This is a genomic window from Fundicoccus sp. Sow4_D5 (assembly GCF_052116365.1).
GTDB lineage: Bacteria > Bacillota > Bacilli > Lactobacillales > Aerococcaceae > Fundicoccus.
This window is the reverse complement of record NZ_JBQKLF010000010.1, coordinates 31,417-52,413: the sequence shown is the minus strand read 5'-3', so window position 1 is coordinate 52,413 and position 20,997 is coordinate 31,417. Positions and strand designations below refer to the sequence as shown.

General features: G+C 38.4%; 17 protein-coding genes and 2 pseudogenes. 13 read left to right on the top strand and 6 right to left on the bottom strand.

Features of this window, described 5'->3' with window-relative positions:
• Positions 1 to 8 precede the first annotated feature (8 nt).
• From ACTQ45_RS10970 to ACTQ45_RS10950, 5 genes are all read left to right on the top strand, one after another.
• Positions 9 to 1,292 (top strand): ABC transporter substrate-binding protein, encoded by a 1,284-nt coding sequence (locus ACTQ45_RS10970; RefSeq protein WP_441763720.1) that lies wholly within the window; start codon positions 9 to 11, stop codon positions 1,290 to 1,292.
• 81 nt (positions 1,293 to 1,373) lie between these two features.
• The gene (locus ACTQ45_RS10965; protein ID WP_441763719.1) at positions 1,374 to 2,273 is read left to right on the top strand and encodes a carbohydrate ABC transporter permease; all 900 of its coding nucleotides are present in this window, start codon (positions 1,374 to 1,376) and stop codon (positions 2,271 to 2,273) included.
• A complete protein-coding gene (locus tag ACTQ45_RS10960; RefSeq protein ID WP_441763718.1) occupies positions 2,266 to 3,108 on the top strand; it encodes a carbohydrate ABC transporter permease in 843 nt (280 codons plus the stop codon). Before ACTQ45_RS10965 ends, ACTQ45_RS10960 begins: the two co-directional genes overlap by 8 nt.
• The gene (locus tag ACTQ45_RS10955) at positions 3,108 to 4,568 is read left to right on the top strand and encodes a glycoside hydrolase family 32 protein (RefSeq protein WP_441763717.1); all 1,461 of its coding nucleotides are present in this window, start codon (positions 3,108 to 3,110) and stop codon (positions 4,566 to 4,568) included. Before ACTQ45_RS10960 ends, ACTQ45_RS10955 begins: the two co-directional genes overlap by 1 nt.
• Before the next feature lie 13 nt (positions 4,569 to 4,581).
• The gene (locus tag ACTQ45_RS10950) at positions 4,582 to 5,451 is read left to right on the top strand and encodes an ROK family protein (RefSeq protein WP_441763716.1); all 870 of its coding nucleotides are present in this window, start codon (positions 4,582 to 4,584) and stop codon (positions 5,449 to 5,451) included.
• A gap of 547 nt (positions 5,452 to 5,998) precedes the next feature.
• On the opposite strand, the gene ACTQ45_RS10945 is transcribed toward ACTQ45_RS10950, so the two are convergent.
• Positions 5,999 to 6,916 carry a LysR family transcriptional regulator gene (locus ACTQ45_RS10945; RefSeq protein ID WP_441751148.1) on the bottom strand — a complete coding sequence of 306 codons (918 nt, stop codon included), beginning with the start codon at positions 6,914 to 6,916 and terminating at the stop codon, positions 5,999 to 6,001.
• Between the two features lie 199 nt (positions 6,917 to 7,115).
• On the opposite strand from ACTQ45_RS10945, the gene ACTQ45_RS10940 reads away from it, so the two are divergent.
• From ACTQ45_RS10940 to ACTQ45_RS10910, 7 genes are all read left to right on the top strand, one after another.
• Positions 7,116 to 8,396 carry a YeeE/YedE family protein gene (locus ACTQ45_RS10940; RefSeq protein WP_441763715.1) on the top strand — a complete coding sequence of 427 codons (1,281 nt, stop codon included), beginning with the start codon at positions 7,116 to 7,118 and terminating at the stop codon, positions 8,394 to 8,396.
• A 24-nt stretch (positions 8,397 to 8,420) separates the two neighbouring features.
• Positions 8,421 to 10,127, top strand: a complete 1,707-nt coding sequence (locus ACTQ45_RS10935) for an FAD-dependent oxidoreductase (protein WP_441751144.1) — start codon at positions 8,421 to 8,423, stop codon at positions 10,125 to 10,127.
• A gap of 41 nt (positions 10,128 to 10,168) precedes the next feature.
• Positions 10,169 to 11,974, top strand: a complete 1,806-nt coding sequence (locus ACTQ45_RS10930) for an ABC transporter permease subunit (protein ID WP_441751142.1) — start codon at positions 10,169 to 10,171, stop codon at positions 11,972 to 11,974.
• Positions 11,975 to 11,984: 10 nt separating this feature from the next.
• Positions 11,985 to 12,758 (top strand): ABC transporter ATP-binding protein, encoded by a 774-nt coding sequence (locus ACTQ45_RS10925; protein WP_441751140.1) that lies wholly within the window; start codon positions 11,985 to 11,987, stop codon positions 12,756 to 12,758.
• A gap of 578 nt (positions 12,759 to 13,336) precedes the next feature.
• Positions 13,337 to 13,555, top strand: coding sequence for a helix-turn-helix transcriptional regulator (locus ACTQ45_RS10920; RefSeq protein ID WP_441763714.1), 219 nt, complete (start codon positions 13,337 to 13,339; stop codon positions 13,553 to 13,555).
• 68 nt (positions 13,556 to 13,623) lie between these two features.
• Entirely contained in the window at positions 13,624 to 13,773 is a 150-nt protein-coding gene (locus tag ACTQ45_RS10915) for a hypothetical protein (RefSeq protein WP_441763713.1), read from the top strand.
• A 2-nt stretch (positions 13,774 to 13,775) separates the two neighbouring features.
• On the top strand, positions 13,776 to 14,120 hold the full coding sequence (locus tag ACTQ45_RS10910; protein WP_153862342.1) for a hypothetical protein: 345 nt from the start codon (positions 13,776 to 13,778) through the stop codon (positions 14,118 to 14,120).
• 62 nt (positions 14,121 to 14,182) lie between these two features.
• On the opposite strand, the pseudogene ACTQ45_RS10905 reads toward ACTQ45_RS10910, so the two are convergent.
• Positions 14,183 to 15,193, bottom strand: a pseudogene (locus ACTQ45_RS10905) (Gfo/Idh/MocA family oxidoreductase).
• Between the two features lie 292 nt (positions 15,194 to 15,485).
• On the opposite strand from ACTQ45_RS10905, the pseudogene ACTQ45_RS10900 reads away from it, so the two are divergent.
• A pseudogene (locus ACTQ45_RS10900) lies at positions 15,486 to 18,110 on the top strand (HAD-IC family P-type ATPase).
• Positions 18,111 to 18,165: 55 nt separating this feature from the next.
• Here the strand turns inward: ACTQ45_RS10900 and ACTQ45_RS10895 are convergent.
• The 4 genes from ACTQ45_RS10895 to aroE all read right to left on the bottom strand — a co-directional run bounded on the left by ACTQ45_RS10895 (position 18,166) and on the right by aroE (position 20,748).
• Complete coding sequence (locus tag ACTQ45_RS10895; protein WP_441763712.1) at positions 18,166 to 19,158, bottom strand: hypothetical protein; 993 nt, start codon at positions 19,156 to 19,158, stop codon at positions 18,166 to 18,168.
• On the bottom strand, positions 19,142 to 19,351 hold the full coding sequence (locus ACTQ45_RS10890) for a helix-turn-helix domain-containing protein (RefSeq protein WP_441763758.1): 210 nt from the start codon (positions 19,349 to 19,351) through the stop codon (positions 19,142 to 19,144). Before ACTQ45_RS10890 ends, ACTQ45_RS10895 begins: the two co-directional genes overlap by 17 nt.
• Positions 19,352 to 19,432: 81 nt before the next feature.
• Entirely contained in the window at positions 19,433 to 19,942 is a 510-nt protein-coding gene (locus ACTQ45_RS10885) for a shikimate kinase (RefSeq protein WP_441763711.1), read from the bottom strand.
• Complete coding sequence (aroE, locus tag ACTQ45_RS10880; RefSeq protein WP_153832274.1) at positions 19,939 to 20,748, bottom strand: shikimate dehydrogenase; 810 nt, start codon at positions 20,746 to 20,748, stop codon at positions 19,939 to 19,941. The genes ACTQ45_RS10885 and aroE overlap by 4 nt, the downstream gene beginning before the upstream one ends.
• Between the last annotated feature and the right edge of the window lie 249 nt (positions 20,749 to 20,997).

Sequence of the window (20,997 nt, the reverse complement as noted above, 5' to 3'; positions counted from 1 at the left end):
GATTTACAATGAAGAATATTAAGAGAGTTATTGCAACGGTATTAGTAGCAGTGTTCACTTTAGGTAATTTAGGTGTTGTTTCAGCTCAAGATGATAACGTAATCAATTTGTGGGTTCAATATTCGGAAGAATCTGCAGAAGGACAAGTAATGGTTAACTCGGCAAAAGAGTTTAATGAAACGAACGAGGAAGGATATGTAGTTGAAGTAAACTATGTTCCTAGAAGTGGTTCTGGTGGTGGTTACGAGGACGTAATTAACGCCGCTCTAACAACTAACACAATGCCAGATATATTTACATTAGACGGACCTAACTTAGCAGCTTATGCTAATTCAGGTATGTTACAACCGATTGATGACTATGTCTCAAATAAAGAAGATATCTTACCAAGTATTATTGATCAAGGAACATTTGATGGTCAATTATATGCTGCAGGATATTCTGAATCTGGAGTAGGAATATACTATAACTTAGATATGCTAGAGGAGGCAGGAGTTGATTTATCAACATTACCAACAGTTTCTGAACCTTGGGACTGGAATCAATTTAATGAACTTCTAGAAACTTTATATGCTCATTACAATAAACCTGTATTGAATATGGGATTCGATGATCAATCTGAATGGTTACTATACGCATTTGCACCATATATTTGGTCAGCGGGTGGAGAAATTACAAATGAAGAAGGAACTGAAGCAATAGGAGTATTCGATTCAGCAGAGAATACCTCAGCATTTGAGTTCATTCAGTCATTAGTCGAGAATGGTTACAGTACTATTACTCCAGTTGAATATGGTTTTCATACAGGAGAATATGCATTGTATATGAGTGGTTCATGGACTATGCAACAATTAGAATCAGAATATCAAGACATTAATTATGGAGTAATGCCTTATCCAGTTTCGCCAGAAACAAAAGAATTAGTAAGTCCAACAGGAAGCTGGGCTTATGGAATGTCTACAACAACTGATAACCCAGAAGCTGCAGGAGCATTAATCGAATTCTTAATGTCAGAGGAACAATTGTACAACATGAGTATGGGGAACTCAGTACTACCAGCTAGACAATCTGTTGCAGATCGTATGATGGAGGAAGTAAGCGAACCAATGAGAGTATTAATTGAACAAAATACTACGTCAGGTAAAGCTCGTCCAAAGCTAATTAATTATCCTCTAGTAAGTAGAACATTCCAACAAACAGTTACAGAATCTACTTATTTTGAACAAAACCCAGATGTTAAATCATTATTAGAAAGAAAAGCACAAGAGATCCAATCTTACTTAGCACAATAATATAAAAAGGGTGAACTGTGAAATATCGTTTCATATTTCACCCTGATGTTTTATATTCTATCAATGAAATGAGGATTAATGATGGAGATAAATGCAACTGCAAGAAAAAAACAACTGAAAGAAAATATATCGGGCTATCTTTTTTTAAGTCCGGCCTTTATAATTTTAGGCTTATTTCTATTTATACCAACTTTAATGTCAATTTATTATTCATTAACTGATTATTATATGCTAACACCTGATAAAACTAGTTTTATAGGTTTAGATAATTTCAAAAAGTTGTTTAACGATCCGTTAATGCGTCAAAGTATTCTAAATATTTTCAAGTTCGTTATATTAATAATGCCTATTCAGGTGGGAACAGCACTTGGTTTGGCTCTACTAGTGAACAATCAAAAAAAACATACTATTATATACAAAATTGCATACTTTTCACCAGTAGTAATGTCTCTAGTAGTAGTTTCTATCTTATGGCTATATCTATTAAACCCTTCATCGGGCTTAATTAATCAAGTACTAATGAAGATGGGAATTGAAAGTCAACCTTTCTTATCTAGTCCCAACCAGGCAATGATAACAATTGTTTTCGTGTCTGCATGGCAAGGAGCTGGGTATCAAATGCTCATATTCCTGGCAGGTTTACAAAATATACCTAATGAAGTTTATGAAGCAGCAACAATTGATGGAGCTAATAGCTGGGAGAAATTTAGTAAGATTACTCTACCCATGCTTAAACCTACTTCGATATTAATTTTAACGACAACATTAATTGATGCTTTCAAATTAATTATTCAACCTATGGTTATGACACAAGGTGGACCACTAAATTCAACCTTAACACCAGCCTATTATATTTACCGTAGTGGATTTACAGATCGATTTGTAGGGTATGCAAGTGCTATGACAGTTATTTACGGTGCGATCATTATTTCATTTACTGTAATTCAAAGAAAAATAGTAGGGGGGGATGGAGATGAATAATCGTTTAACTAAATTAGTATTTAACATATTGAGTATTATGTTAGCGCTATTGTTTATATTTCCCCTTGTATGGATGATTGTATCTGCTATGAAACCTGAAGCCGCAATATTCAATGACATGGGAACACTTAACAGTTTCCTGCCATCACAACACATAAGTGATTGGTTTCAATCTTATAAAACCATATTTGATCGATTTGATATTATCAGATATTTAGGAAATAGTATTCTTTATGCATCAGCAGTAACTATAGGTTCAATTTTAATTAATGCTTCTGCTGGATATGCATTTGCAACGATTGACTTTAAATTTAAAAAAGTTCTATTCGGCTTAATGATTGCTCTATTAGTTATTCCAGCTGAAACAATTATGATTACGAAATTCGTTGTTGTACAAAGACTGAATCTTATTAATACACCATTTGCTGTAATTTTACCTTTATTATCAACTCCGCTCTACATTTATATGTTCACGGTATTCTTTAGAGCAGTTTCTAAGGAAATCCAAGAAGCAGCGATGATAGAAGGTGCAAATAAGTTAGATATTTTCTTGAAAGTTATGTTACCTATGTCTAAGCCGGCAATAGCAACCGTTGGAACACTGTCGTTTATTATGAGTTGGAATGATTATATTTGGCCTCTTATGGTAATTACGAACTCTGATAGATATCCATTACAAGTTGCGATTACCAACATAAATAATACCGAACCAGTTTATATTAATCAAATTATGGCGATATTAACAATATCAACTATACCATTAATTATAATATATGTTTTCTTCCAAAAATACTTAGTACAAGGTATGGGAGCATCAGGAACAGGAGAGAAATAATGAATTATTCAATTGAAAGAGCTAATGAATTTATTAAAAATAATGATATTAATGAGAAGTATTATCCAAAGTTAAACTATGCTGCTCCCGTTGGCTGGTTAAATGATCCCAATGGGGTATCATTTTTCAACGGAAAATATCATTTGTTCTATCAATATTATCCTTATGATTCTAAATGGGGACCAATGCATTGGGGCCATAGTATTAGTGAAGATGGTATAAATTGGGATGACCAAGGTGTAGCCTTAGCTCCAGATAAAATTTATGATAAAGACGGCTGTTTTTCGGGAAGCGCCATTGAAAAAGATGGAAAACTTTACTTGATGTATACAGGCCATCTAGAGAATGGATCAGAATTTTTAAAAAGAGAAAACCAGAATATTGCAGTATCAGAAGATGGTGTGAATTTTGTTAAGTATGAAAATAACCCTGTAATAGATGAAAAATTACTTCCAGAAGGTACAGCTGTTCAAGACTTTAGAGATCCAAAACTGTTCGAAAAAGATGGGATATACTACTGTATTATTGGAGCTAGGGATACAGAAAATTCAGGGCAAGTGCTTCTGTATAAATCTCATGATTTATTTGAATGGGAATTTGTTTCGGTTGTGTTAGAAAAAAGTAAATATTTAGGAAGTATGGCTGAATGTCCTGATATTATGTTTTTTGAAGATAGAGTAGTCTTGGTTATTAGTGCTATGGACTATCATGATAATCGAACTAATAAAACTTACCCACATCTAACTTTAATGTTAGAAGGAAAATTTGATTGGGAAACGTATAAGTTTGAAGTTAATGACACAAGGGTGATGGATTATGGACTAGATTTTTATGCTCCTCAATCCGCAAGAGAGTCAAGTGGGAAATACTTATTTACTGCTTGGAATCAAGCTTGGAATAGAACTTATCCAACAGATGTCTATAGACATGGCTGGAATGGACAAATGACTGTTCCACGTCAACTTTATGAACAAGATGGACTACTGAAGCAGAGTTTTCATCCGAAAGTTCTTGATAAGATAGAGAGCTTGTATCAATCTGAAAAAGCTTTAGTTGAAGATATTAAATTAAATGAGTTAAATAATATTCAGTATTTATCTTTTGAATTTAATAGGAGAGATAGCTTTAAATTTGAATTTGGAAATAATGCCAATGAAAAACATATATTACTAGAGTACATGGCGAACAAAATCATATTTTCACGTGAGAATACGGATGAAATTATCTATGACGCAGAAGGTGTAGAGGTGAGTCAGTCAGAAATGATAGTTTCCGATGACTTTGAAAAGGTTAAATTTGATATCTTAATAGATAGGTCATCAATTCAAATTATTGTTAATAATTATGATGCAATGTCTAGTACATTTTATCTAGATTTACCAATAAATGAAATTAAGTATTCTACTAACAATAGTAATAGCATGCTAACAAATATTTTAGTCGGAACATTTAATAAATAGGGAGAGGTTTGACATGTTGTTTGGAGCGATAGAAGCAGGGGGTACAAAATTTGTTTGTGCTATAGGAGACCAGGAATTTAATGTAATTGAAAAGATTAGCATTCCTACTACCACTCCATCAGAAACAATGCGAGATGTTTTTACATTTTTTGATAGGTTCGGAGAGGAATTAAAATCTATTGGAATCGGATCGTTTGGACCGATAGATGTTGATCAACAATCAAAAACCTATGGTTATATTACTAATACGCCTAAATTGGCTTGGCAATACTTTGATTTTGTGGGATCAGTAAAAAAAAGGTATAACATTCCAGTGGCCTGGACAACAGATGTTAATGCTTCAGCATTAGGAGAAGCACAATTAGGAGTAGGAGAAGGCAAAAAAACTGTAGCGTATTTTACTATAGGTACTGGTATAGGAGGCGGAGTAATTCAAGATAAACTTATTATTGAAGGAATTACTCATCCAGAAATGGGACATTTGCTTGTTCGTCGACATTCTGATGATAAATATGAAGGAAACTGTCCTTTTCATAAAGATTGTTTGGAAGGAATGGCCTGTGGTCCAGCGATTGAACAACGTTTAGGAATGAAAGGGCAAGAGGTTCCGGCAGATGATCCTTTTTGGGAAATTGAAGCTTACTATATTGCCCAAATGATCTATAATGTTACGATTAACTTTGCACCAAGTGTCATTGCTCTCGGAGGCGGAGTTATGAAAAAAGATGGTATGTTGAAAAAAGTAAGGAATACATTCTCGAAATTACTAAATGATTATCGTCCGATTCCGGATATCGAGGAGTATATTGTTTTACCAAAATTAAATGACAATGCAGCAATAATTGGTTGTTTCTCACTAGCGGAGGAATTAATCACAAAATAGTAACATCCAGAGAATGATTTGTCATACTATTATTAATAGCATTGCTGTTCGTGAAAAATGAAGTATACAAAAAGTGACGATATTTCAATGTAATTGTATAAACTAATAAAGCAGTCATCAACCGTCAAAAATATGGTTGTGACTGCTTTTGTTTTCGTTAAGCTTTTCGTTTCAGTAATCTTAAACCATTGAGGATCACTAGAATAGTGCTGCCTTCGTGGAAGACAACGCCTAGGGGTAGGTCGAGCCAGCCGATGATATTGAGGATGATCAAGGTAATAATCACGCCGACTGAGAAAATGACGTTCTGTAAGATGATGCGGTTGAGGCGTAAATAATTCAAAGAAAAGTGGCTAACTTAAACTTGAAATTTACGATTTTAATAATTATTTTAATTTGACAAATCGAACCTAGATTAAAAAAGATAATCCTTAACTAGTCTTGCGTCAATGAAAATTGATATAAAATATGCGCGCTGAGCCACTTACATTAAGGGGTTCGGCGCGCTTATTTAGTCTTGAGTTTTGTTGGCAGAGCCTGTTTCTCTTTAGAAAAGACCAACAGGTTCTAAGAAAGAATGCTCTTCGTAACAATTAGCAATGTATTCAATAAATGTGTAATCAGCATTACTCAAAGCTTTATCCTTGGCTTTAACTAAGGAAATAGGGGCAGGTTCGATATCATTTTCAAGATAGATTCGTTTCAGATCTTGATTTTTTAATTCTTCTTCAACGACGATATCGAATAAGAAAGCAATTCCGTGATTGGCTTTTAGGCGTTGCTTTATTAGTTTATTACTGCAATTAATTGAAATGTTTGAAAACTCTTGGATTTTGCTGTTGTTACTTTCTAAATACATATTGATACATTTAATAATACATGAGTCTGATTCTCTCAAAATCAAGGCTTCATTGTAAATATCTTGTAAGGTGACAGTCTGTTCAGCTAGTGGATGCTCTGGATGACATAACAAGTAAATATCAAACTCACCAAAGGTGTAAGCTTCTAAATTGGGGTCGGTCAGGGGTGCTGTAATAAGTGCGAAATCAAGTTTATCTTCTATAATCATAGGCAATAGTTGTTCGCAACCATTGATCATCAAACTAGTCTTGATATTAGGATGTTGTTCATTAAACTCTAGCTCGAAGAGGGAATCAAAAAATTCAATATAAGTATGACTCGCTCCCAGAACCAATTCGGTTTTATCTGTGATTCTCATTGAATGGTCAATGATTTGTGATTCGACTGTGGCCAATTGACGAAAAAGTGGTAAAACATCTTGTCCTAAGCTAGTTAATTTTAGTTCATTCTCGTTTTTAGTGAAAAGTTTATTACCTAAGGAGTTTTCAAGAAATTGAATGTGTTTTGAGACAGTTGATTGCGATACATGTAATACTTGAGCAGTCGTTGTGTAATTTCTGATTTCAGCTAAATGGATAAATGAATATATTGAATTATGCAGCATATGAATATCCCTCCTGTTAATGAATATTGTATCACAAAAGAAAGACATTAATATACCCTTTATTCCATTATGGAATAACCAAAGGCTATTTATTCATTGGACATAGCGCTCTCATAACACTTATTATGATTGTATAGAAGTTCACAAACATCCGGAAAATTGTGAGGGTTTCAATTAAAGCTATTGGAGGGTAAGAAAAATGGAAAAATTACGTAATAGAGAATTGCCAATGATACAAGTTGGTATAGGGATTGTCTTACTGTTTATTGTCTTCATGTTTGGTCATTATGTTAAAACACTTGGTGCAGCGCTACCAATGCAATTATTTATCGGTTTTGTGATGGGGTATGTATTGGTACGGGGACGATTTGGTTTTGCTGGTGGTGTAAAACGATTGTTTGTTAGAGGTGAAGGAAGTCTATCTAAAGCCTTATTATTAATGATCGTTGTTATTTTAATAGGCTATCTAGGTATTCAATGGCAAGCCGCAAGTGGAGGTGCTTTACCCTCATTTTTAGCTGGAGCTGACGACACGGTTATACCCGGTACGCAAAACGTTTTAGGTGTCAATTTAGCTTTAGCAGCTGGAGCATTCTTTTTCGGTATCGGAATGGTAATTTCAGGTGGTTGTGCGTCCGGAACATTTTCTGACTTAGGTGAAGGAGAAGGGCGTGCGTTTATTACCATGATCTTCTTCATTATCGGTACTTTGCCAGGTCGTTGGGTTCGCTATCGTCATGATCAATCATTTTTAGGTAAATTGAATGCGAATGTCTATTTCCCAGAATATGTTGGCTATATTGGGGCATTCTTGGTGTCGTTGCTGTTTGTTTTAATCACTTACTTGTTAGTCGTGAAATACGAGAATTATCGTAAAGCAAAAGGGACTTATGCTGATCCTAAAGGAGACTGGGAAGAGTTTGAAAAGCCATTAGATCCAATGACAAACGAAATTTCTGCAAGCTATAAAGTTTACCACAAGTTATTTGTTGAGAGATGGAGCTTTACGGTAGCGGGCTTAATTTTTGCGATGACAGTTATTTTCTTACCAGCTGCGTTTGGGACAGGTTGGGGAGTAACGGGTACATTCATTAATACGATTACTACTTTAATTAATGGGGCAGGTTGGGAATTTGCGACACCTCCTTTACAAGCATCAGTAGTGGATAATTGGCTAGCTAATGCTATGAATATTCGCAACATAGGTATTTTTGTAGGAGCGCTCATTAGTTTCTTATTGGCGGGACGTTTCAGTATTAAATTTAATTTCACGTCGAAAGATGGTTTGTATTATTCATTAGGCGGTCTGTTATTAGGATTTGGAGCTATGTTAGCGGGCGGTTGTAATGCTGGTGCTTTAACATCTGGTATTGCTTCATTTTCATTATCAGGCTGGGTATTTATGATTTTCATGACGTTGGGTGGTCTAGCAAGCCTTAAATGGTTTGCGGGAAAAGTAGACACGATTCCAAGCAAATAACAATATCTATAGGAGGAATTAATTGTGAGAAAAAGATATTTAGTTGTGGGCGGCGTAGCGGGTGGAGCTTCGACAGCTGCACGTATTCGACGTTTGGATGAGACAGCGGACATTATTATTTACGAACGTGGCCCTCATGTGTCGTTTTCGAACTGTGCATTACCTTTTCATTTAAGTGGGATAGTTGAAACAGCTGATGAGCTAGTTCTTATGACGCCACAAGATTTTAAAGAACAATATAATATTGAAGTTAAAGTTCAACATGAAGTAACGCTAGTTCATCCAAAGGATAAAAACATTGAGATTAAAAACTTACTAACTGGCGAAGTAGTAATGGAATCATATGATAAATTGGTACTTTCACCTGGAGCCTCACCTATTCTACCTCGTTCAATAAAAGGGATTGAACAGGGGCATGTGTTTACAGTACGTAATGTAGTGGATATTGATCGAATTAAGCGTTACTTAACAAACAACTCAATAAGTAAAGTTGCTGTAGTCGGAGCTGGTTTTATTGGCTTAGAAGTTGCGGAAAACTTACGCTTACAAGGTGTTGAGGTGGCTGTGATTGAAGGTTCAGATCAAGTGATGCAACCCTTTGATTATGACATGGCCCAAATTTTACATAAGGAAATAATGGACCATGGGGTTGATTTATATGTCAATGAAAGTGCGGCAGAAATTACCGACTCAAAAGTCGTCCTACAATCGGGTAAAGAAGTTGAAGCGGGCGCGGTGATTATGGCAATCGGTGTAGCTCCAGAAACACAATTAGCTAAAGCAGCGAATTTAGCGATTGGTGAAACTGGTGGAATCTTAGTAAATCACCATTATCAAACATCTAATCCGCACATTTATGCGGTAGGTGATGCCATTGAGGTTACTCACCTAATTACTCGTAAGAAGACACGTCTTGCTTTAGCAGGTCCTGCCCAAAGACAAGCACGTGCAGCAGCTGATCATATGTACGGCAAAACTTATCGTAATACTGGCGTGATTGGATCTTCAGTGTTACAAGTATTTGACTTAAATGCTGCTTGTACAGGTTTGAATGAAAAAGAATGTCAACGTGCTGGCATCGAGTACGAAACTGCAAACTTAATACCTAAGGATAAAGTAGGCTTAATGCCAGATGCTAATCCACTTCACTTTAAATTAGTTTATGCTGTGCCAACTGGTGAAATACTAGGTGCTCAGGCAATTGGTAAAGGTAATGTAGATAAACGAGTTGATGTGATTGCGACAGCAATTATGCTAGGCGGAACCTTAGAAGATTTAAGAGAAATGGAATTTGCTTATTCACCGCTGTATGGTACTGCTAAAGATGTTGTCAACAACGCTGGTCTTGTCGGTTTGAATGTCTTAAATGGTGTTTACAAACAAGTACCTGTGACTGCAGTTCGTGAATTGGTAGAGGCAGAAGCGTTTATTATTGATGCGCGTGAAGCAGATGAGTTTGCGGAAGGACATTTGAAAGGGGCGGTCAATATACCGCTGACTGAATTTAGACAACGCTTAGACGAAATACCAACAGATGTTCCTGTTTATATTCATTGTTTATCAGGTCAAAGAAGTTACTTTATGACAAATGCGTTGACTAATCTAGGTTATGAACAGGTATACAACATCCAAGGGTCATTCTTGGGGATTAGTTTATACGAGTATTTCAATGATGTGACTTTAGGTAGAGAACCGATTGTGACTGATTATCGTTTCACACTACTTGGTTAATTTAACAAAGAGTTTCGCTAGAGTGCCAAGGGGGAGATTAAATGAAAAAAAGATACGCAACAGGCACCTATATGGCATGGATGGTCGTGCTATTAGCGTGGTTTATTGTAACAGAAACCGGTTGGGTAGTGAGTAGTTTAATCCCTTCTCCACTTGCTGTCATTCGTGCATTTGGAAGCTTGGTCAAAAACGGCTATAATGGAAATTCTTTGCTTTATCATTTAGCGATTAGTGGTTACCGCTTAATCATTGCGAGTGTAGGTGCGGTTTTACTAGGTGTACCATTGGGATTACTGAGTGGTTTCTCCAGCAAAATACGCGAAGTATTGGATTCTTTTATTCAATTTTATCGTCCTTTACCGCCGTTAGCCTATTATACCTTGTTGATTTTATGGTTTGGAATTGGTGAATCCTCAAAGATTTTACTCTTGTTTTTAGCGGCTTTTGCTCCAATTTATATTTCTAGTGTGAACGCAGTTGGACAAGTAGATGAGAATTATATTCGTAATGCTAAATCGTTAGGTGCATCACGTAAACAAATATTTCAAACGATTATTATTCCAGCAACGTTACCACATATTATGACCGGTATTCAAACTGCAGTAGGTGTTGCTTATACGACTCTAATATCTTCTGAGATGGTTGCCTCGACATCAGGTATCGGATGGATGGTTATTGATGCTTCGCGATATTTGAAAAGTGATGTGATGTTTGTAGGGATCATCTTGATGGGTGTGACAGGTATTGCTTTAAATTCTTTGTTGAAAAAAATAGAGCGACGATTAATTTATTGGCAATATCTCGATGAGCAGAAAACCTCAAGTAAGTTACTAACGGTTATTCTGGCGGTGATAGTTTTACTGTCCTTAGTTTTTGGTTTGTCGCAAGGAGTGTCTTGGGGTAATCAGACGTTGATTCGGATTGGTACGATTCGAGTGCCCAATGACAAACAAGTCGCAATTTCGATGGGGTATTTCGAAGAAGCGTTTAGTGATATAGATGTTGATTTAGAGTATATATTCTTTGACTCGGGTGTAGCGGCTAATCAAGCCTTACTTTCAGGGAGTGTTGAATTTGTTGAAATGGGTTATACGAATGGCATTGTTGCCTTAGCCAGTGATATTCCGGCAGAATTGATTTGGGTCCATGATATTCTTGGGGAGAATGAAGCCTTAGTTGTTCAAGAACATTCAGACTATAAAACTCTAGAAGACTTAGCTGGTTCAAAAATCGCGACGCCATTTAGCTCGACGAGCCATTACAGCTTACTAAATGTATTAAACATGGTGGGCTTAGCAGATCAAGTGACGTTATTAGATATGGAAACAAAAGATATTGTCGCTGCTTGGCAACGTGGAGATATCGACGGTGCTTATACTTGGGAACCGACGCTAACAGAACTAAAAGCGACAGGACGTACCTTGATTGACAGCCAAGAATTAAATACAGCTGGCTTCGGAACGTACAATATTGGACTCGTACATAAAGAATTTGCAGAGACGCACCCTGAGTATGTAGTCTGCTATATCCAAGCATTGGACCGAGCCGTCAAGAGTTACCGTCAGAATGAAGAAAACGTGGTGTCTGCAGTAGCTCAGTCATTAGAGCTATCAGAAGCCGAAGTGAAAGACCAAATGGCGATGAGTCAATGGGTATCGAAAGAAGAACAACTGGCTGAAGCGCTCTTAGGTACTGAACCAGAGAATGGTACGATGGTTAAAACGTTTGAACGCACGATTGCTTTTCTTTATGATAATCAATCAATCACAGTTAAACCATCCGAAACAGCTATTCGAGATTTCATCAATACTAGTTATATTGAAACTATTGAAACCAATGAAAGGTAGGTGCCCTAATATGTTTGAACAAGCAACAGACTTAATTCAACTAATAGCAGTAAACTTAAATTTCGACCAAAATACGACAAAAAATCATGTGCTTAAAGACATAGATTTGACAATTAATTCTGGTGAATTTGTTTGTATTATTGGGCCCTCTGGTTGCGGAAAAACTAGTTTATTAAATATCATTGCTGGATATCAGCCGGTATCTTCAGGCACAGCCTTGATTAAAGGTGAAATGATTACAAAACCAGATTGGCATCGCGGAGTTGTTTTTCAACATTCAAGCCTATATCCTTGGTTAACGGTTGAAAAGAACATTGCTTATGGCCCAACCGTGCGTGGCTTACCTCAAGATGAAATAAATAATATTGTTAATCAATTACTAGATATCGTCCAACTAGAAAAATATCGTGAGTATCATCCAAGTCAATTATCAGGTGGTATGCAACAAAGAGTTGCTTTCGCCCAAACGATGGCGAACCATCCAGAAATTATCTTAATGGATGAACCTTTCAGCGCACTTGATTCGCTGACACGAAAACTACTTCAAGATTTTATTCGTCAAATGTGGGCAATCAATGATCAAACGATTCTTTTAATTACGCATGATATAGAAGAAGCACTTCTCCTCGGAACTAGCATCTATGTCATGGGTAAGGAACCGGGACAGATAATTGATAAAATTGATGTCGATTATTCTCGACAAATCTTGGCGAATGGTAACTCAGACGTCAAAGATCATAATTTTCATCGATTAGAAAAACTCATTTTTGACAAAATAAAATAAAAAAACGTCCTAATTTATCCAAAATTTCCAACCCGACGTTTTGACACACGCAACTTTTCTTGCGTGTGTTTTTTATTTTGTAAGGAATTATAAAGTTTTAAAGTGATTTCATAGCATGTATGCCTTGCTCACTGTAGTGATTTTACAAGGTGGTGATCGCTTTCAAAGCTTCACAGGTGTTCGTGCTTTCCAGCTCAATCGACTAGGCTCTGAATAATTCACTTTTCTCGCAGATAGAGAAACAACACGGGGTACCAAATATACCACATGAAAAACCTTTATGGAGAGCTACACAAGAAAAGTCGCGATATATTATAACGTTAGCAGCAACCAATTGTCGGTGGAATTAGATTTAATACCGTTAGGCATATTAAATGTATTTTGGCTGAGTTATAAAAAGCTTTGTCATGTAAAAGGTCAGGAACTCGTGTAAAATGACATTAGACTTTATTGCCACTAATAAAGCCCATGAAACAGGGTTTCAGCCATATGTTAAGAATATTTGCGCAAATGAATAGGACATTTGGTAGTCAATACTTGGGCAGTATTGTATGTTTTTATCAGGAGGTAAGAGAATTATGACGACATTTAGTGAAAAAGTATATCAATTAAGAAAAGAGTTTGCTTACTCGCAAGAAGAGTTAGCTGAAAAATTAGAAGTCTCACGTCAAACCATATCGAATTGGGAAAACGGTACAGCACAGCCAGCTTTAGACAAGGCAGTCGAGTTATCCAACTTATTCGATGTTTCGTTAGATGAAATGGTAGGGAAAAAATTCAACAAGCCAAAACAGTAAGTCCGATACTCAAGGCTTTTATTGTTCAAACAGTTTCTGTATTTCTTAATCCAAGTTCAGATGCTTGGATGTCTGTTAGCCGTACAGAAGTGAAAAACTGTGAGGTAATCGATGTAAGCGAACATAGTTTGAAGGTGATTGTTGATGAAAGAAAACAAAAAATCGAACGTGTCTTTATGTTGAAAGACATCATTGGCATTAAAGAAGAGGTGGTGTAAGAATGTGGCTATTTATAATCGTCTTCGCAATTATGATTTTTACTCGTTTGGATGATTTGATTGAACTCTTTAAAAGTAAGGACCCAAATTATCAAGAATCAAAAGCAAAAGAACAGATGGAGTTATTGAACCAAAGGGCAGAATTGGTAGAACGCCTCCATTCATTAATCGGTTTAGATTGCCAAATCGAAAGCCAATTATTCTATTTAATGTCTTTATCTAGCAAGGTAGAGGTAACAATCCAAGCAGTGGATCAAGATTGGGTGGAGCTGTCTGTCAAACAAAGAAAACCGTTTGACTTAGTCGTAAAGATTGAAGATGTAACATCAGTATCGAGGATTGTGTAGAGTTTAAGTAAACAACAAGCGCGGTGCATTCACTTAAGGTGAGGCATCGCGCTTGTTTGGGTTTAATTAATTCCTTTAATGCCTTCCTCTAGAATTTCCATCAAGAGAATCGTTTCTTCATCTTTAACAACTTTAGGTGCACCATGGACGATGCTTTGGTAGACACCTTCATAGAGACGACTGTAGTCGCCTGTTTGCGAAGGGATGGCTTTTTCTTGTGGTTGATTATTGTGATCGAGATAGGTCAGCACACCGTAGTGTTCAGGTTTGTCGAGCCCGAAGTCTTCATTTGTTGGTATGTAAAAACGTTTGAGGTCTGCTTCTTGACGATCTTTGGTTTGTTTCGTAAAGACACCCTTTTGACCGTAGACAATAAAGCTAGGACGTTCTTTCAAACGGAAATAACTGGATTTCACGGAAACTTTTAGTCTGCCATAATAAAAATCTATGTCGAAATAATCATTCATACGCCCTGGGCCGAGTAGCTGACGAACGTCATAGTGAATCGCATCAGGTTGCCCCCAATAAGACAAGACTTAATCAATTGTATGACAACCGTGTCCATATAAGTAACTGTCAATGGCGGAAAAGGTGCTTTGCTCAGGGATTTCGGGACGATAATAGTCAAAGTGCATGTCGACTTCTAACAGTTCACCGAGCACTTGGCTCTCAATCACTTGTTGTACAGTGAGGAAATCAGAGTCGAAGCGTCGGTTTTGGTAACATTGGATAAATAATTGCTTTTCTTTGGCTAGCACAAAGAGTTCACGTGCTTGAGTTGAAGTTTCGCAAAAGGGCTTCTCAACTAGAACGTGTTTGCCGTGTTCGAGGCAGGCTTTGGCGAATTCATAGTGACTGCTTGCAGGTGTGCAGACGACGACAAGTTGAATAGCTGGATCCAGAAGCACATCTTGAAGATTAGTCGTGTAATGGACATGTTCAAGGGGCGACCAAGTGTCCTTGAGACTGCGGTTGTAGATGGTTTTAATTTGGATCCCTGCTACTTTAGTCGCGAAGGGTAGATGATAACGGTTGGTACCTTTGCCGTTTCCGATATAAGCGATGGTTAACATGGATAAAACTCCTTTCGGTGTTGCGAGACTTTGTGAGTGCTTCATAATTTAATTTTACAGGATGTTTGAGCCAACGGCTATCAAGATGAGTAGATTTGTTTATTTGCGGGGCTTGAAAGATTTACTAGGTTAATTATTTTATTGTGATGTGAATAGCGTAATGATGGTAGCCTTTACAAGAAGTTTTAGGGGCATATTTTGCATAGGGGACTGCAATTTTTGTGGGTTGGGGTGGGTTTGGTGGGTATATAATTCTTTCATTAGCTCAAATAAATGAAGGGGGACTGATGGGATGAAGTGGCATAACAAGACGAAATTCAAAGTCATGGAGTTGTTGCAGACGAGTAAAGAGGGTTTGACTCAGGATGTTAGGGTTGAGCGTTTGGCGCGTGATGGTGAGAATGTGTTAGCGTCGAAAGCGGCTCAGCCTTTGTGGAAAAAGGTTGGGAAGCACTTTGTTGATTTATTGATGTTAGTGTTGGTTGTTGCGGGTGTGCTAAAGGGTTTGACGGGTAGTTTCGTTGAAATGTGGATCATCTTTGCGGTTGTGATTATCAATGGTTTGATTGGCTATGCGCAGGAGCGTAAAGCTGAGGAATCGTTGAATGGTTTGAAGCAGATGATGAGCTCGAATGCGGTCATTTTATCCGAGAATGTCACTTAGGTAGTTGGGGCGTCGAGTTTAGTTGTGGGGGATATAGTGGTCTTGAAGAGTGGCGATGTGGTGCCGGCGGACCTGAGGATGTTGGAGATCTTTGACTTAGTGATAGAGGAGGCGGTCTTAACGGGTGAGTCTTTACCGGTTGAGAAGCAGACGGATTCCTTAGCGGAGGATATTCCTTTAGGTGACAGAAACAACATGGCTTTTTCTGGTACGTTGGTATTGGCGGGGGCGGGTGTTGGTGTGGTAACAGCGACCGCTGCTGAAACTGAGGTTGGTAAAATTAACCAGGCTTTACAGTCGGTTCAACAACAGACGACACCATTAGTGCGTAAGATGAATCAGTTGAATCATCAGATTTTTAAAGGCTTGATCATCTTCATCTTGTTCTTAGTGTTCTACACGATTTTCCGTTTCGGTATGGACTTGAATATGTTGTTAGCTTCGGCAATTGCTTTAATCATGGCCGTTGTGCCGGAGGGCTTGCCAGCAGTGCTTACGATGATTTTATCGATGGGTGTTAAGGAGATGGCAGACGAGCAAGCGATTATTAAAAGCATGCCGGCTGTTGAGAGTTTAGGATCGATGACGGTTATCTGTTCGGATAAGACAGGAACGTTGACAAAAAATCAGATGGAAGTCAGGGACTTAGTGTTGGCGAGTCAAATAGGTGTGGATGCTTCTTCTAATAATGCGGCTGAAGGGCGTGAGGCAGATTTGGCGAACTTGCGGTTAATTATGAATAACTGTCAAGATCTGCGCCGTGACCCACAGCAGCCACTGGCTGAGTTAAAGGGGAACCCAACCGAGTTAGCTTTGTTGAAGTATACTGCTGAGACGGAAGTAGCTCATTTACAACAATTAGATCAAATACCCTTTAGCTCGACCTACAAGTATATGGCTACGTTGCACCCGGCATCTGAGTCTTCAGAGTCACAAGTGATTTTTGTTAAAGGTGCGCCAGATGTCTTGTTAGAGTTAGCTGAGATGAGTAGTGAAGAGGAGCGCTCAGCTTGGTTAGCAGCAGCGGATGAATTAGCACGTAAAGGGCAGCGTATTCTAGGTTTTGCGATGAAGACGGTCGAGCCAGGTCAAATATTAAGTCATGAGAATTTAAGTAACTTGAAGATGGTTGGTTTGGCAGGCTTAATTGACCCACCAAAGGAGTCAGCGATTCAAGCGGTAGCAGAGTGTCAACAAGCAGGGATTGTAGTGAAGATGATTACAGGTGACCATAAGGAGACTGCCCGAGCGATTGGACGTCAAATTGGTTTAGCACACACTAGTAATGTATTAGAAGGCAAAGACTTAGATAATATGACAGATGCTGAGTTGTCGGAGGCGGTTAAGCAGGTGGACGTTTTTGCAAGGACGACACCAGAGCATAAATTACGTATCGTGACAGCTTTACAGGAACAAGGTGAAATTGTTGGGATGACGGGTGACGGTGTAAATGACGCACCAGCCTTAAAGAAAGCCGACATTGGTGTAGCGATGGGTATCAAAGGTAGTGAAGTAACGAAGCAAGCTGCAGACATGGTATTAGCAGATGACAACTTTGCGACGATTGCGAAAGCGGTCAAAGAAGGACGTCGTATCTTCGATAACTTAATGAAGACCATTAATTTCTTCTTACCAACAGCATTAGCTCAAGGTTTGGTCGTCATTCTAGCCCTGATGTTCAACTTGCCGCTACCACTAACGCCGGTACAAATATTATGGGTAAACATGGTCAGCACGTTAACTTTATCTTATGCGTTCGGATTCGAGCCCGCACATTCACAGATTATGGAGCGCAGCCCGCGTCAGCCGAATGAGGCTATTTTGACAAAATACGCAGTGTTTAGAATCCTCTACGTATCCTTATTAATCACAGTTCCTTCTTATTTCTTAGCGATGCAGTTTGACAGCCATGTGGTTCAACAGACCGTGTTACTTCAAAGCATTGTTTTGGTGCAAGCATTCTACATGTTAAACTGCCGCGAGTTACTTGAGCCAGCTTTAAACCGTAGTTTGTTCAGCAACAAAGCCATCTTTGTCTCATTTGCTTGCTTGGCCGTACTACAAATGGCGGTTTTAAGCTTACCAATGATGCAAGGTATCATCGGCACGACTCACTTAACATGGATTCAACACGCTTTAATCTTCACGAACGGTATGATTGTCTTCTCAGTCGTAGAGGTAGAGAAATATCTAACGCTACGCATGAAGCGTCAGAAGGAAAAGAAAAATGTCACGAGTTTGCAAGGTGAGTAAGAGAACATAATTAAAACAGGTATCGGCTGCGGCTGATACCTGTTTGCGTTTCTTATTAGAGATAAAGATAGCGGATGGTTTGACGCAAGGTGTCGAGTTCTTTTGGCGTCGGCACCATCGATACGTAATATATTTTGGCGGGGCTGGTTGGTTGGAATGTGTAGTTCGCAATGATCAAATCATGAGCTTGGATTTGGTCTGGATTGGCAGTCGTTAGCTCGACACGTGGCCCGAGCGTGGCCTGTAGCTCCTGTGCAAGAAAACTTTTCCAAGCGGGTTCTCCCTGAAAGACTAAATACGCTTTAATTTTTTGAGGAGCCACTTGGTAAATAGCGGTCTGAATTAGTAAAACTGCTGTCGAATTTGCATATTCGGACGCCTTCAATATGCCAGCAAAGCGATAATTACGCATTTCCTCTTGCACCCATCGATACAGCTGCGGAAATTTAGCCTGCACCACAACCAGCACATCATGATATTCCATCAAGAACTTATCCAACAAGCGACGCGATTCAAAATACTTTATCAAAAATAGCGTGATGTTTTCAGTCAGTTGGCTGTTGTTAAGGGCGGGTAATTGATAATGCTCGCTCAGAGAATGGACGAACAAACGGCTCTTTTCAAGCAAGACTGAATAATGCGTACGGAGTAGTTGCTTGAACTGCTCATCAACAGTATAATTCCAACTGTCCATGAAACAAAAGAAAGCAAAAAATAGTTCGTCGTCTGCTAGTTGGATCCCTTCATAACCATACAATTGAATCAGATCCTGATGATAGAGCTGATAAAGTGGGTCTTCTGGATCGTAAGTAAAGGCTTCAATCATTGCTTGGGCACGTTGGCGAATAATATTGATGTAAAACCAACAAGTTCCTAAAATGACTTCATTCTGAACACCTAGTTGCATGCGTTCGAGTCGATTGAGAAAGCGGTCATAATTCGCTTGTTGAATCGCATAGTTGTTGAAGAAAAAATTTGTATGTGTGAAGGGCAACAGTAAACGATGGTAGAAGATGCGTACGCTTGACTCATCACCTTGCCAACTCATGCTTTGGGGGTGTGAGTTCGATTTGAATTTGATAGGCTTGAATACTGGCATTAATTTTCTTCGTTTCACGTTTAAGGCTCTCATAGGATAAGCCTTGATGATGAATGAATTGCGGAACAGCAACTTGACGGCTGAATAAGAGTTGCTTCACTACCTGAATACCGAGCGATTTCTGCATGTAAAGTTGCCAGATTTCAGCAGATTAGTGACAAGATGTCACTAATGATTTATATTGTCGTAATATTCTGGCAGGTTAAAAATCACTTTGGTAAAATTAATGCTTGCTCAGTGTCTTAGGTAAATGTTCGATAATTTGCTTAACGGTCTCCTCAAGCGAGGTGTCATTATCAATCACGATGTCCGCATACTGGTGATAGAGGTGGTTGCGCTGATCGTGAAGCTTATTCAGGCGCTCGACGCCGTCTTTCAGTAAGGGGCGCATTTGGATATCAATATCGCCTGTGATCGATTTAACGCTACGATTCAGGAAGATAATCAGGCCCTTTTCTTGTAGGGGAATCATATTATTGTGGCGCAAGACGACGCCGCCACCGGTCGAAATAATCGTCTGTCTTTCTTGGGCGACCTTAGTCGTGACCACTGTTTCAATGTCACGGAAATAGGTTTCGCCTTTTTCAAAGAGTTCGGAAATTGTTTTGTGAGTATGGCGTTCAATCTCAACATCGATATCAACAAACTGAAGACCTAGGCGCTGGCTTAATAGCCGGCCTAACGTTGTTTTACCGCTACCGGGCAGTCCGATTAAAACAATGTTTTCTTTCATAAGGCACCAGTCCAATTCTCGCGGAAATAAGCTAATAATTGGCTGACTTGATTTGGAGTGAATGTGTGATCTTCCCATATTTCGACCGAACGCATTGCTTGGCCAACGAGCATATCTAAGCCATTCGTTGACTCTTTTTCGAGTTCTTTCGCCCATTTCAAAAACAATGTTTCGACTGGATTATAGGTCATATCAAAAATTACTTGAAAAGATTGAATCACGTCTTTATCAACCGGTGAGGCGTCAACGTTCGGATACATACCAATCGGTGTGCAGTTCACGAGAATATCACCTGACTGAGTCCGTAACTGATCGTAAGTCAGGTAATCCCATTCACCTTCTTGGTTAGCAGCTGATCTAGAAACAACGCAAATTGAACGCGCCCCCTGGTCCTTGAAGTAATGGGCTGCGGCATGGGAGGCGCCTCCTGAACCTAGAAGGACTACCTGTTGGTCTTTGACGCGCCAATTTCTTTGGTTGAAGGTTAGAGCGATGCCATCATAGTCCGTGTTAAAGCCAGCCAAGTGGCCGTTGACTTGCTTGATCGTATTGACCGAATGGAGGCGTTCAGCCAAAGGTGAAACTGTATCTAACAATGGGATGACTGTTTCTTTATAAGGAATTGTCACATTGGCCCCGCGAATATCGAGTACTGTCATCGCGTCGAGCGCTGACTTTAATCTGTTTGGTTCGATTTCAAATATTTTATAGGCCGCTTCAGTTTCAGCGACTTCGTAGATTTTGCGATGGATTTGGGGAGAAATGCTGTGGGCTAACGATTGGCCAAATAATCCATAGAATCTCACATACCTCACTCTTTTCTTAATCGTATTTTCATTTTATATAGGCTAATAGTATAATTTATCACACTTTGTATCAAGTTTTTTTACAAAGTTAGAAATAAATGAGATTACACTTGATTTTTTAATCTGATTACTATATGCTTAGAATCATAAAAGGAAAAGGGGTAAGAACATGTTAAACACGCAATCGATTAACTTATCATTATATTTTAGCTATTTTAGATAGGTTCATATCTGCACTTTAGGTATGAA